Annotated in this window: 10 protein-coding genes; 1 reads left to right on the top strand and 9 read right to left on the bottom strand. The window is 30.7% G+C overall.

The window, feature by feature from the left end; all coding sequences use genetic code 11:
- Window positions 1–2: 2 nt before the first annotated feature.
- The 6 genes from JM172_RS13270 to JM172_RS13245 all read right to left on the bottom strand — a co-directional run bounded on the left by JM172_RS13270 (window position 3) and on the right by JM172_RS13245 (window position 10,832).
- Complete coding sequence (locus JM172_RS13270; RefSeq protein WP_214482835.1) at window positions 3–1,385, bottom strand: MATE family efflux transporter; 1,383 nt, start codon at window positions 1,383–1,385, stop codon at window positions 3–5.
- Entirely contained in the window at window positions 1,378–1,788 is a 411-nt protein-coding gene (locus JM172_RS13265) for a VOC family protein (protein ID WP_214482834.1), read from the bottom strand. Before JM172_RS13265 ends, JM172_RS13270 begins: the two co-directional genes overlap by 8 nt.
- Entirely contained in the window at window positions 1,788–3,041 is a 1,254-nt protein-coding gene (locus JM172_RS13260) for a tetratricopeptide repeat protein (protein WP_250886664.1), read from the bottom strand. The genes JM172_RS13265 and JM172_RS13260 overlap by 1 nt, the downstream gene beginning before the upstream one ends.
- A gap of 78 nt (window positions 3,042–3,119) precedes the next feature.
- Window positions 3,120–3,962 (bottom strand): hypothetical protein, encoded by an 843-nt coding sequence (locus JM172_RS13255; RefSeq protein WP_214482832.1) that lies wholly within the window; start codon window positions 3,960–3,962, stop codon window positions 3,120–3,122.
- A gap of 3,254 nt (window positions 3,963–7,216) precedes the next feature.
- Complete coding sequence (pepF, locus tag JM172_RS13250; protein ID WP_214482831.1) at window positions 7,217–8,998, bottom strand: oligoendopeptidase F; 1,782 nt, start codon at window positions 8,996–8,998, stop codon at window positions 7,217–7,219.
- A 1,474-nt stretch (window positions 8,999–10,472) separates the two neighbouring features.
- The gene (locus tag JM172_RS13245) at window positions 10,473–10,832 is read right to left on the bottom strand and encodes a GIY-YIG nuclease family protein (protein WP_214482830.1); all 360 of its coding nucleotides are present in this window, start codon (window positions 10,830–10,832) and stop codon (window positions 10,473–10,475) included.
- Window positions 10,833–11,153: 321 nt separating this feature from the next.
- Between JM172_RS13245 and JM172_RS13240 the strand changes: the two genes are divergently transcribed.
- On the top strand, window positions 11,154–12,914 hold the full coding sequence (locus tag JM172_RS13240) for a recombinase family protein (RefSeq protein WP_214482829.1): 1,761 nt from the start codon (window positions 11,154–11,156) through the stop codon (window positions 12,912–12,914).
- Here the strand turns inward: JM172_RS13240 and rlmH are convergent.
- The 3 genes from rlmH to JM172_RS13225 form a co-directional block, all read right to left on the bottom strand.
- The gene (gene rlmH, locus JM172_RS13235) at window positions 12,810–13,289 is read right to left on the bottom strand and encodes a 23S rRNA (pseudouridine(1915)-N(3))-methyltransferase RlmH (RefSeq protein WP_214482828.1); all 480 of its coding nucleotides are present in this window, start codon (window positions 13,287–13,289) and stop codon (window positions 12,810–12,812) included. The genes JM172_RS13240 and rlmH overlap by 105 nt on opposite strands.
- Window positions 13,290–13,382: 93 nt before the next feature.
- Entirely contained in the window at window positions 13,383–13,538 is a 156-nt protein-coding gene (locus JM172_RS13230; protein WP_214482827.1) for a CxxH/CxxC protein, read from the bottom strand.
- Window positions 13,539–13,869: 331 nt separating this feature from the next.
- Window positions 13,870–15,114 carry a S1C family serine protease gene (locus JM172_RS13225; RefSeq protein WP_214482826.1) on the bottom strand — a complete coding sequence of 415 codons (1,245 nt, stop codon included), beginning with the start codon at window positions 15,112–15,114 and terminating at the stop codon, window positions 13,870–13,872.
- Between the last annotated feature and the right edge of the window lie 106 nt (window positions 15,115–15,220).

Below are 15,220 nucleotides of genomic sequence, written 5' to 3'. Positions count from 1 at the left end.
ATTTAAACAATTGATTTCAATTCTTGCCTTAAATCCTCAACAAGGAAAGTCCTAGCACGAAAATATAATAAAACTGAGATAACCAATATACCAATACCATCTACAACCCAAACACCCACAGATCCATATCCCATTTTTACTGCAGCATAACTCATTGGAATAACAAAGATGTATGTAACTGATATAGAGATAATAGAAGATATCTTAGTATCAAGAAAAGAATCTAATAATGATGTCATAGACCATTGTAAATTATAGAAGAAGAAAAAGGTTAATTTAATATAAATTATAGTTGTAGCTAATTCTTTTGCATCTTGAGATAAATTATATAAATTAAAGAATGTGTTAAAGGATATTAAGACTATGACACTTATTAATAAGCTACTTGCGAACATTACTTTAATAATATTTTTAAAATTATTTTTTATATATTCTTTACTTTTATTCTCTCCAATAAATTTAGAGATAAGTACAGAAATTGAAACACAAAAAGCCTGTGGGATCATACAGAGCAATGAGAAGAGAAAACTACTTGCTTCATTTGAAGCTAAAACTTGAGCTCCTCCCCAACCAATCATTAGGAGCAATATAAAGGAAGTCATCCAATCATTTAACCAGTTCAATCCCTTTGGAAACCCCTTTTGTAATAATACTTTTAAAAATGGTAAGTCAAAAGTAATTTTCTTCAAATTTGTTAATTTTTTTTCTTTAGGAAGTACAATATTAATTCCTATAAATAAGATTATTACCATTATAATTTTGGACACTAGAGTAGAAATTGCCACTCCGTTAACTCCTAATTCAGGGAATACATAGATACCATAAATAAGTACCCAATTTAATATTACGTTAAAAATATTGCCAAATAAAACAGTAACAACCACAATTTTTGATATATTGTAAATATTTGCTGTATTTATTAAACAAGAGAATAATAAAGTAGGTATCGAAGACCATTTAAGAAAATTAATATAATCCGAAGCGATTTGTGTAACCTCTTGTGTTTGACCAGTGATGTAAAAAAATTGTTTTGTAAAAGATAGTATACTAATTACAATTAAACCAAATACAATAGATAACAGGGAAGTCATCCAAAAGTATGAAATCCCCTTACCTAAATTAAGCTGACTGTCATTTAATCTTGAAGCCATTGGAGTATACATTGACAATATACCTGTAAATAATATTGTAACTACTGTAAAAAATGTCCCTCCTTGACCCACAGAACCCAGGTACTCTTCACCGAGTACAGAAATCATTAAACTGTCTACTAATGTAAAAGAAAAAAGCACGAGACTATATGCTATTATAGGAATAACTCTCTTTACCAGATTCTTAGTTAAAACCTCATTTGACAATATTGATTCATTAACTGTTCTATTCAATGTTACCTCCTACAAATTCAGATATTTCAATTTTATACCCATTTGGATCCTTAAAATATACGGATCTAGAAGAATGATATTCTACAAAATCATCATAAAATAAAGGAACATTAAAAGCTTTTAAGCGATCAATTACAGAATCAAAATCTTCTACTATTAAACCGAAGTGAGTAATTCTTAATCCTTCTACTGGTTTATCTGTTGCTTCTTCGTTTTCATGCATGCATAAGTATATTTTTGCGGAATTACCAATAATAGCCCATCGAGTTGTAGCTCTTACACCCATTTCCTTAATCTCAAAATTAAATACTTTTCTATAAAATTCAATATTTTCTTCAAGATTACCAACATCCATTTGAATGTGATCAATTTTTGTAATATTTATAGGTGCTGTTACGCTCATTATACAAGTACCTCCTTCATTTGTTCAGGAACAAGATCATTTTCTTTCCATTTATTAATTGTATCTTCAAAGTAATCGACAGATGAATTTAGTTTCTTAGCTATCTTCAGTCCATTTATTCCAGAAGTAATATTATATGGATCAAACTTCAATAACTCTTTATAAACATCAATAGCCTCTTCATATTCACCCATTTTTTCTAAGCAACTTGCTTCTTTAAATAAACTAATGCCATATCGAGGAAGGATCAATTTCTTTGCCTTTCTATATTCATTTAGTGCTTTTTCAAAAGCCCCCATTTGCATATAGACATCTCCTAATTCTTGATATGAAATACTCCAATTTGGATCAAGTGAAATCAATTTCAATCCTGCTTCTTCAGCCTTTGCAAGGTCTTTTGTAAGATACATATGTTCTTTAATTGTTGATTCATAATAAGTCTTAAATACATCTAACCTAACAACTTTTTGGAAATCACTTTTAGGTTCTAATTTATTTGCAAAATAAAGACATTTTTCCATTTCTTTTCTAGTTTCTAGAGAATCCCCAGTTTCTGCAGGTATCATTGCATAAGCTCTATAGAAAGTAGATAGTGCATGGATATCACCAGAAACAGTTGACTCCTTGAGACTATCAGCTGCTTTACTACCCAAATTTACATACCACTGGTATAAATTCTCCGAAATAAAGTTCGTTTTTAAATACCATACAATTGCTTGAGATGAAAGAAACAACTGTGTCTTTAGTGAATAATTGTTATTTTCAAGTAGTTCTTTTATGTTCGTGAATTCTTCTTCACATTTTTTATTCGGATCAGTTCTATTTGATAAAATAAATTTTTGGAAATAATAAAAGATTTTTTCATGATTCAACAGTTGACTAGGATTTATTGATTTTAGTGCTTTGTTCGCTAATTCATATCTTGCTATTGATGATAATGAATAAGATAGGTTAAGTTTTTGAACAGGTGTTACATACTTAATATTATCTATTAACCATTTTAGTATTTTTATATTTCCAGATAATTCATATTCAAGATTATTAATTTCTTGCTTTGAATTATTTGTGAACCTAGACACTTCAAAAATTATAGAGGGTTCAAAAATTTGACTTTGATAATAAGGTAATTGATCAAAATTATGACTTTCAAATGAATAAACTACACCTTTAGTCCAATTACTTTCTAGAACATCTGATTTTGATAGTTGTAAAGTTGCTTCTATAAAAGCATTGTTATTTAATAACATGTACATAATTTTCACACCATTCCTTCTATCTAATATAATGGATATAGTTAATAATTAAATTCCTAATCAAGAAAATATATATTGTTAAATAGAGTTCATTTCCTTGTTCACGTTTTTTAATATTTCTTCTATTTCATCTAAATGCTCAAAAGTATGAGAAGCTACACCCTTCATTAGATTTTTTAAATATACTCTTCTTTCTCTATTTAAGATATATGTATCTAATGGATATTTTTTGTTTTCCAGTAACTCTAATAAATGATACCTATTTGCAAGAAAAAGATCTTTGGAAAGCATATATGGAAAAGAATTATAATTCAAACTGTCAACCCATATATCGCAATCATAGATATTCATTTCAAAATTTCTACCTGGCTCAGCAAGGATGTATTTTATAGCTAATGAATTGTTAACGTCTACCTCAATTAAATGGTTGACAATAGTGTTAATATTCCATTTGCTTCTAGGAGAAGTGTAATCTAAAATTCCAGGCTCTAACTGATTTATTATATTTATAAATTTATCTAAGCTTTCTTTATATAGGTCTACTATCCTATCGTTGGATAAATGTTTTTGCTCAATAAAAATGAGATTATTCCCCAATGGATCAGTTAATTCAATTCTACTATTAAAATAATTTTCGACATAGTTATGACTAAAACTATTGCCAAGAAGAATTTCTTGCAACCCTGTTAATTTACTTGTATATATATATATTGTGTTTTTATTCGGAAATATTTCCATATAAAAATCATCAAGTACATTTAATTTATCATTAGCAAATTTACTAACTAATATAGAAAATGAATCTGGATATGATATTAAATTATTATTTGAATTTAAGGATTTTATATCAAAACCTAGTGTTTTATAAAAGTCGTTTACTAGATTTATTTTATTTGTATTTATTAGATATCGGACTGCCACTAGATTTACCTTCTTTCTAAAACAGAAAAAATTTCTAAGTTATATCAGTATCTATTTTAAATACTTATAATTTTATGGGTTATATTTTTTAAAATATGATTATATACAGATGAGGAAAATAATGGTTGTAATACTTCATAGTTTACACCGACCATTATATTTACCCCATCGTATGATCTTAAATTAGAACTAGTAATTTATATTACAGCTTGAATACTTAATAAATTCTGATAACTAATGCAGTTCTATGTTATTTTCTCTATCATTTTTATACAGGTTGTACTGATGGAAAAAATGATGGTTGTGATACTTCATAGTTTACGCTAATCATCTTGGTTGCCCCCTTGTTTAACCTTTTTGTATAGATTATTTAATACATTTTGACAACTAATATACTTCTATTTTGTTTTCTCTATCATTTTATACAGGTTGTACTGATGGAAAAAATGATGGTTGTGATACTTCATAGTTTACGCTAATCATTTTGGTTGCCCCCCTTGTTTAACTTTTTTTTATAGATTACTTAATACATTTTGACAACTAATATACTTTTATTTTGCTTTCTCTATCATTTTATACAGGTTGTACTGATGGAAAAAATGATGGTTGTGATACTTCATAATTTACACTGATCATTTTGGCTGCCCCCTTGTTTATCCTTTTTTGTATAGATTACTTAATACATTTTGACAACTAATATACTTTTATTTTGCTTTCTCTATCATTTTATACAGGTTGTACTGATGGAAAAAATGATGGTTGTGATACTTCATAGTTTACACTGATCATCTTGGCTGCCCCCTTGTTTAATCTTTTTTGTATAGATTACTTAATACATTTTGACAACTAATATACTTCTATTTTGTTTTCTCTATCATTTTTATACAGGTTGTACTGATGGAAAAAATGATGGTTGTGATACTTCATAGTTTACGCTGATCATCTTGGTTGCCCCCTTGTTTAATCTTTTTTGAATAGATTACTTAATAAATTCTGATAACTAACATATTTCTATTCTGTTTTCTCTATCATTTTTTTATACAGGTTGTACTGATGGAAAAAATGATGGTTGTGATACTTCATAGTTTAAACTAAAAAATTCCATGGATAATACCTCCTATAATGGATTTAATTACGTTAATTATAATAAACTAGATATTATTATTTGTAAATAGAATATTTGAATAATAAATATTATTCATATATATTGTTATATTTAATTTATTTTATAAAATCTAACTATTTTATAAAATTAGTAAATTATAAACCGATGTTTTTATTTAGTTTTTTTAAACCAAAACAGGGATTTAATAACAATTAATGTTATTAAATCCCTGTTTTGGTTATTAAATTTAAAACTAAAAACACTTAAGTTTAAATTTTTTTATTAAATATACTAACCAAATTATTCTCCATTAAAGAGTATTATTTTGAATATCTTCCAATAATAATAAAAATAAAAGACAAGGGTAACAGTCCTTTAATTTAGCAAAAATCTCTCACCCAACCAAACAAAGAAGCATACTTGTCTGATGTGAAACAATAATAAGAAATCAACAATACATAGTCAATTGAAAGTTTTCCTTTATATTTTTTAAACAGTTGTTGACAAATTATCTACACACCTTTTATTTGATGCTGATACCTCAATTATTTTCACACAAAGGGCAAAAAAGAATTCCAATATCTTTTTTATTTATCTATAAGTAATTTGTCTTCTATATTTTGGGGTAAATATGATAATTATAATTCCATTTAGTGTTTATAGATTGATTTGGTCTTTAAATAAAAACTCCTCCTTATGCTAGTATTTTGATTAGTAAACCAAAATGTTAGCATAAGGAGGAGTTTATACACCAGGCTGAAGGCTTTTAGATCTCCAGGCCTACTTTTGACAATTAAAGTATTGGTGGGACAAACGGCTTTGGTAATTCATAAATCAAGTGATTTACTTTCATTTGTAAAATCCTCCTTATTATTACTTTTATAACTTTTAATATATTAAACTATTATTTTTTTTTTGTAAATATAATATTTCTGTATATTCCAAATAGTAAAATCGATTTAATAATTTTTTATATTCCCAAAACAGGACACAGAATTCACAACCTTAGTTGTTAAGCCAAAAAGAGCTTAAGTTTATTGCAATTATTATAATCAAATACAGATTAATATCCCATCTGGTAAATTTGTTTATAGAGTGGGTTCAAAGTCCCCCAGCAACTAAATTATCAACTGGGGAACGGTTCAAATATACCTCAAAATTTTTTAAAAGAAGAATAGATTTCGTGGAGATGATACAAAGTACATCATATGTTGACCAGTTTATTTATAACATACTAATAGGACCTGTATGAAGAACACATAAGTGTGAGAAGAGTTTTTCCGAAAAGTACTTAAAATTGAAAATCAAAAAATTTAGCAATATTTATTACCATAAAAAGGGGACTCCGATAGTTAAATTATCGCTTTCTTACCTATAAACAAGTTGTTAAGTTAATTTTATTTTTATTGGAACATTGATATTCACATTCCTTAAGGTACATACGCACCAAACGTGCTAACACAAAAGCAATATCAAGAACACAAAGAATTGGATCTACAGAGGGGGTAAAATAAGTTTTAAAACTTTACGAATTTGAAGACTGTACAGGTTGCCCAATACAAGACAGCATTTAAGATGTACAAACAAAGTGAGAACAGCCCTTTAGTGTGAGAATACAATACGGAAGGTTTAAGTAGAAAGCACGTTAGGTCACATAAAAACAAACAATCGATAGTTTCTTAGGTTTTTCTTACGTGGTCTCGTTGCAGCATTAGAACACAATTTATTGAGAGTAGCTGCATCCACATCGCTACTTTCATGAAACAGCTAAAACATAAGAGCAGATAAAGATAAATACATCAATTTTTATAACGATAGATATCAAAAACTACTAAGCGGCCTTTGCCCTAAGGAAATAGAGCCAAAGCCACTTGGATAACAATAATTATCTCTACTGTCTACTTGACAGGGACAGTTTCTTTTAATTAATAGTTAAAGATGAGGTCAATATGAAATGCTAATAACTGTTAGAGCTGTGTTTTTAAGTAGTCTTGTCCGTAGTAGCTCCATGTCAAATAATATTAGATAGGATCTAATTTCCAGTATAGCATTTAATATAACATAGAAAAAACTGTGATATTTTAATTGATGGTCACAAAACTAGGTCTTATTATGTAAATTTTCACTTAATTATTAAATGTAAATAGCGTTATATAGTTGAAAACTCTTTTATTAGTTGATCAAACCGTTTCAAAGTATTTTCAAACGGTTCCTGTGTCGTCAAATCAACACCAGTTCTCATTAGTAGATTTAGAGGACTGTCGCTACACCCACTTTTGAGGAACCCAAGATAGGATTGTATCAATTCTTGATTGTTATCCTGAATTTGACCTGCTAAATGAATAGCCGATGCAAAACCTGTAGCATATTTATACACATAAAAAGGGTGATATAGGTGATGAAATTTAGCCCATCCAATTTTTACTGTATCATCTACTTCCACCAAATCACCAAAATACTGAATAAATAATGATTCATATAAATTATTAAATACCTCTTCATTTAATGCGTTTCCTTGTTCCCAAAGTTCATGTGTGATCTTTTCAAATTCAGATAGCATCACTTGTATAAAGAAAGTTCCTCTAAACCTATCAATGATTTGATTTAGCAAGTATTTTCTCACTCTACGGTCAACAGTATTCTTCAAAAGATAATCACTTAACAACACCTCATTTACCGTAGAAGCTACTTCTGATACAAAATTGGAATGTTTGGCTTTGATGCGTGGTTGTGAATTATTTGAATAGTGAATGTGCATAGCATGACCCATTTCATGAGTTAGAGTAAAAAGACTAGCTAAATCTGATTTGTAATTTAGTAATACATAAGGGTTAAAGCCGTATAAACCAATAGTATATGCACCTGAACGTTTCCCAGTTCTCTCATAAACATCAATATATCCACCCTTTTTAAAACCTTTTAATATACCAATATATTCATCTCCAAGTGGTGATAAGGCTTCTGCCATTAAATCATACGCTTCATTATAAGGAACCTCTTTATTAACCTCTTCTGTCAAGGAAACGCTTAAATCATATGGTCGAATTTCATTGAGACCTAGGATTTCCTTCCGAATATTTGTGTATTGATGAAGGGCAGACAAGTTTTCTTTTGTTTTTGATATAAGATTTTGGAATACTTGAATAGGTATCTTATCATCATACAACCCTTTCTCTAAACTTGATGGAAAATTTCGAACTTTCGATATCATTACATTGTTCTTAATAACTCCTGATAGTGTAGAAGCAAATGAATTTTTCAATTGAAGATACGGCTTATAATATACTTTATAAGCTTCTTTTCTTGTTTCTCTACAATTGTCCATAATTAACTTTGAGAAATTCCCATGTGAAACCTCTATCTTAATCCCATTACGATTGGTTACTTCTCCAAACTTAATGTCAGCATAATTAAGCATCCTAAAGGTATCTTTAGGAGTAGAAAGTACATCACTCAAATGAGATAGAATATCTTCTTCACCTTTACTTAGAACGTGATCTCTATACCGATAAGATTCTAATAAATCATCTTTAAAATAATTTAACTTTGTCTCTTCATTAAGAAAGGTTTTTAACGTTTTCTCTTCTAGACTTAATAGGTATGGCTTAAAGAATGTATTAGCAGTATCAAATTTCATAATTAATTGCTTAGCTTGATCAAGCAAAGATTGCGCAGTAGAATCTCTTATGTCTAAATCAGCTAGAAGATATGCATAAATATACACCTTTTCTAAACGAGAAAATATCTCTTCTTTTTTAAAGAGGTATTGATATAACATTTTCCCATTAACAATTTTACCTTCAAATTGTTTAAGCTCTATTAACATTTCTTCAATTAATATATAATTACCTTTCCAATCAGACACAGAGTGAAAAACCTCAGATAAATCCCATGTATCTTTAACAGGTAACCTATTGCTCGAAATTGTCATATAAAGATCCTCTCTCATATATAATAGTAAATTAGTATTAGCAGTTTAGTTGCAAGATTTTTTTGGATAGAATTCTAGAAAAACATCTAAAGTTATACATGTATAGGAGAAGATTGAAAGGATATTGAAAGTCTTTTATACCAATTTTCTCTTAACAGAAGCGTTACAACTTAGCTGCTATCATCGCGCTAAGTTGTAAAAATAATCCGAAAATTAATTAGTACCAACCACTAACTTTATAACACTGCAACTCAAAATAAGCTCCCATTCATTTAATAACCGGTTATAATTTTCTTTATTGACTTGCTATAAAAATCTCTAACTAACTCTCTGTTTTCTTAACAGCTAGAGTATTTATGTATCTTCCTAAGTTATATCAACAAAGCAATGTAAACCTTATAATAACTGGTTTTTAATTTGGTTGAATACGCTTATTATATTATAATTTTATTTTAACCTATAGTCTCACTATGATTAATTTTCAATAAGCATAGGTAATCTAAATCATCAGTTTTAATATATACAACCTTTTACACAATTAATACAGTATTTAAGTTTCCTTAGGCTTGTGTATGATTTCCTAACTTCATCTCCCTTAGACAAATCAAATGTTACGAAATTTTCAAGTAATTTTTTTCCATTATACATTTATGTCACCTGTCAAACTTTTCTAGAATAAAAAAAGCTCTTTATCCTTGAAGGATTTAACATACACAAACAAATCAATACTCTTTGAGTAGTAAAGATACAAGTTTATTTTCATTTTCTACAATTTAATATTAACATAAAAAGATAAGCCTATCCTTTAATAAAAATGTTTCTAAACAAATATTATTTGGTTTCTTATTCCATTAAGTGTTATATTTTTTAATAAACTCCATAATAAACTCCATCTTAATCCTGCTGTTTGACCATTTATAAAATGGATACAAGATGGAGCGCTATTTAAGACCGAAGTCCTTCACAAACACTCTGAACTTTGTATTTTCAAGGTCTATTAACCTAGTCACCTTTCCCTATTTTTTCTTTTTCTCTTTTATCTTCTGTTGTATTTTCACTTTGGTATTTAATATCATTTAAAGTAAATCTAAACTTGAAACAATTATTTTTTCTATAGAATATTTATCTTTAAAATGAATAAGTCAACAAGTTCTCATACTTCAAGGTTCAGATGGCCTTATTGTTGTGCTTGATGTTCTACCGAAATTTATAAATAATGCTGTTCCCAGAAAAGTGTTTCACATATATGAGTAAACTTTTTCATTTTAATATGACGGTCACAAAGGGGCACACGAAATATCTGCACTTATTTCTTCAATAAATTTTGATTTTTTCCCCTCACGTATTAGCATGACTTCAATACATAATCTTAATTTAGGAATAATAAAATCGGGAATGAATTCTTTTCCTGAAAACTCAAGCTTTCCTGTTTCTCTATCATAGTCAGTACTAACTTAATTAAGCCACAATTACATTATTTTTTTCTTAGCCAACTTTTTTTAAACTTGCGTAATTGTGAGATACTACAATACGTTAATATTTTAAATACAAAGCTATTCTTCCCATATTTCTTAAAATCCTCATTTATTTCTGAATAATTATGTTTTCCTGATTTCATAGAGGAAGCATGGGATTTTAACCCAGCAAAAATATAATCTGAGTTTCCTACATAAAATCGATTAGTTTTAATGTTATGAAATACATATATACCTATTAAATCTTGTGTATTGAATCTATATTCTTCTTTACCTAACTCCCACACATCATCAAATGATATAGGTTGATTTAAATACTTTATTTCCCATTCAGTAAAATTTTTTCTCGTTGTTTTCATCCACATTTTTGCTCGCTCTTTTTTTTCTCTTCTATCCCTATTAATAGCCTTTCTTGTGCTAATCTGCTCTTAATCCCAATTATTTCAAATGTTATATATAGACAATCCCTTATTCAATTAAATGGCCCGTTTGCGAAATAATCAAATGAATAAAATTTCTTATCTTTAAATATATAATTTCACAAATGAAATTATTTGTTACGTAGTAATGGTCTACTATGCAATGCAATCCTACCATCAATTTAATTAACCCTTGCCCAATAAGGTATTTTTCATCTCCTTTAATACCAATACTGATATAAAAGTTAAAGGAGGTTCTAAATGATTGAAATAAAAAATGTGGCAATATACTGTCGTGTCAGCACCGAAGAGCAAGCAAGTGAAGGCTACAGCATCTCAGCTCAATTGCAAACCTTACGGCAATATGTTCATCTTTACGACTGGCAGATCGCTGAAGAATACGTCGATGAGGGCATTAGTGGTAAAGATATTAAAGGCCGACCAGCAATGCAAAGAATGATATTGGATGTGGAGAAGGACAAATTCCAAGCTGTACTGGTATGGAAAATATCACGTCTTTCAAGAAATATGTTAGATACTCTTGTGCTACTAGATAAATTTGAAGAGTTTGATGTAAAGTTTATTTCCTACTCAGAAAATTTTGATACTGGGAGTCCCATTGGTCGTCTTGTCGTCCAACTGATGGCATCTATTGCAGAAATGGAAAGAAATACTCTCTCGGAGAACGTCAAGCTGGGCATGACTCAACGAGCTAAAGAAGGGAGCTGGAATGGTGGTGTGGTTTTCGGTTATGATTCTATAGAAAAAGAGCTTATTGTTAACCCCATTGAAGCAGAAATTGTTCAACTTATATTTACCTTATATATAGAAGGTAAGGGTCTTAAGGCTATAGCTAATCATTTAAACAAAACAGGCTATCGGACTAAACGCAGTAAACACTTCTCAATAAATAGCATTGCTACCATATTAGATAATCCTATCTACAATGGTAAAATCCGCTGGTTACAAGTTGAGAACTGGGATAAAAAGAGAAGACGTGGAAAAAATACGAACCCCATTTTAGTTAATGGGAAACACAAAGCTATTATCTCGGACGAACTTTGGAATATCGTGCATGCCCGTAGAAAGATTAAGTCTTTTAAGCAGCGACAATCCAACGAGCCGTTCCTTTTAAGTAGCATTCTTCGATGTCCTACCTGCGACCAAGGTATGGTTCCATCCATCACTACTTATACTCGAAAAGATGGAACTAAAAGAAAACATCGCTATTATGTCTGCGGCGAATTCCACAACAAAGGATCAGCTGCTTGTAAAGCCAATTCAATTAAAGCATACGATGCAGAAGATGCTATTATTAAACGAATAATGGAATTCCTAAACGATCCATCTGGTTTTAATAAAACCATAGAAAATATCAATAAGGACACGGTTCAATTAAATGTTGAACTAAAGGAACAATTAGAAAATACTGAAACGGAACTTAAAAAAGCCAATGTCATGCAAGATAAATATATGGAAGCTTTTGAGCAAAACCTCTTCCCAATCTCCATCTTACAGGAAAGGTTACAGAAGTTATCTATATCGAAGACTGACTTGGAACAAAAGAAAAATGAACTTAGCGTTCAACTAAGTTCATCAGACTCAAAAAGTATTCCACCAGACTTGGTTAGGTATTTATTAGAAATGTATGTACAAGTATTTCCACAGTCCTCGAGAGAAAAGAAAAAACAACTGTTTCAGCTTTTGCTAAATAAGATTACAATCAAACAGTCCGACGGTCCTTCTCGAACTGTAGATAAAATAGAACTTGATTTTGACTTTTCAGAAGTAAACCTGTCAAGGACATTTACACTTATCCACATCCTGTATCTTGAATCAGATAATTCTGAAGTAGATTGCCCTTCAAACCCTGATTCAAAAGATAAAATATCACCTTATCTTCAGATTTTTTTGCCTCTATTTATGGTACGGTTCCCCCCTATTAATCCGAAACGCCCGATAAACCTGTTCCAACAAAATCAATCTCATCAACTGATGAGGAAACGTCATCTTAGAAAATGACAACGATTCGTTCGACCTCTGCATTACTTCATTACTTAGTCCTAGCGACCCACCAATCACAAAAGCAACTTTGCTTTTTCCGTACGTTGCCAAATGATCGAGGTCTTTTGCGAGCTGTTCGGATGTTTTCATTTTGCCTTCGATGGCAAGGGCGATGACGTGGGTGTCTTCTGATATTTTTGCGAGTATGCGCTCGCCTTCCTTTTGTTTGATTTGTTCCATTTGTTGCCCGCTTAAGGCTTCGGGTGCTTTTTCGTCTGGGAGCTCGATGATATTCACCTTTGCATAAGGTGTGAGGCGTTTTAAGTACTCTTGTATGCCTTGCTTTAAGTATTTTTCTTTTAGTTTTCCAATTGAAATAATTGAGATATTCACATTTATCCCCGCTTTATAAACAGTTTACTTACAAGTTATCCACAGTGGTTATCCACATATACACATTTTCTATCCACATCTTGTATGAGAATATTAGTTCCCTACAATATATGTTGCTTGATTTCGACAAAATTCACAGCATGTTGACAACTTTTCTTCTTCATTTAGCATATTTATTTCTGGTGCAATTTCATGTTCATCTACATACATATCAATGGCTAAATCTATATGTTCATCACAGCATTTCATGTTCTCATTCCTCCAAACAATGACTCTTTATATTTATCCACATGTGGGCAATTCTTTTTCCGATATCCATTGTAGCATATATTATTGTGGGTAATTATTGACATAAATATTTATCCACACACATAAAAGCATAAGCGACTTCTCATCCACCTTAAAACCGCAATCTTATCATCCTGACTCCACCGACAAGCACTTGAACTCAAGGCATTTCACATAAAGCTGCTTTTTACCTTCAGGTAAAATGTTGAATCGACCTCTCAGAGATAGGCGCTAAGGCTGAAAATTAGCTAATACTCATAAAACCCTCTCGACCTACCGTTTATACATCTACCTACAGCAAAATATATTTAGACAGCTTCATCGTTATCGTTTGTTTAAATCCTTGTCGAAACAATGTTACTTCCATCGTATCTCCTACTGACTTTTTCGTATATAAGTGCCTTCTTAAGCTTGTTAGGTCATTTATTTGCTCACCGTCAAGTTCGACAATGACATCAAACTCTTGCAAACCGGCTTCGTCAGCAGGTGAAGACCGTTCAACGCCAGTGATAGCTACACCTTTAGTCACTTCTGTTGGTAGCTTTAATGTTTTTTGTAAATGCTCTACCTTAATATCTTGTAAAGAGGTTAATTCTACCCCCATATAAGGGCGTCTAATCACGCCATTCTCTTCTAAGTTTTCAATTGTTTGTTGTACGTAGTTAATTGGGATCGAAAGGCCAATACCTTCAACAGTATGCCTTGCAATTTTCATCGAATTTATGCCGATGACCTTTCCATTCATATCTACGAGTGCGCCTCCACTATTTCCTGGGTTTATCGCAGCATCGGTTTGTAAAACCTCAGCAAACCAATCAATGATTCTGCCTTTTGATTCTACTTCAACTGGGATAAACCGATTTGTACCAGAAATAATGCCTTTTGTGACGGAACCTGATAGATGGATTCCTAATGGGTTACCTATTGCGATGACGGTTTCCCCAATTTTCAACTGATCTGAGTCACCTAATTCGGCAATGACCGTTATATCCTTTGCATCAATTTTGAGTACAGCCAAATCTGTTAATGCGTCAGTTCCGACTATGTCCGCATTTACACGTGTACCATCATATAGTACGACTTCAACGCGATTAGCCTGTTCAACAACATGGTGATTTGTCACAATATATGCTATGTCACGGTCTTTTTTATATATAACACCTGAACCAGTACCAGCTTCGACCGTTCCTCTACTTGACCAAAAGCTTGCTTCTTGAATGTTTACGACACCGACAACTGCCTCTGAAACTTTCTCTACAGCTTCAGTTACAGGTGTAATCACATTGACTGACATATTTCTACTAGAGGCTGCTGTAACTGAGACAGAATCAATTTCCTCTGGTAATTGAATTTTTTCGTGTTCATATACAATTTTATAAGGGAGGACATCTAATTTTGCTAATAGAGGAATGAACATAATGACAATGAATGTGCCGACAACTGCACCTATAAATACAGTTAACAACCAACCTTTTTTCTTTCTCTTCCTTTTGTATCTTTTTTGTATGTGAACATAACCATCGTCATAATAGCCCATTTATTAATCATCCTTTCATCGGACAATAGGTTAACTAATGTATTTGTTCAATAATTACACTGCATAACATTGCATTGTTGCCTTCAAGGATCGCAGTTTGTTTTTC

Source organism: Bacillus sp. SM2101, from assembly GCF_018588585.1.
Taxonomy (GTDB): domain Bacteria; phylum Bacillota; class Bacilli; order Bacillales; family SM2101; genus Nanhaiella; species Nanhaiella sioensis.
This window is presented reverse-complemented; position numbering and strand designations above follow the sequence as displayed.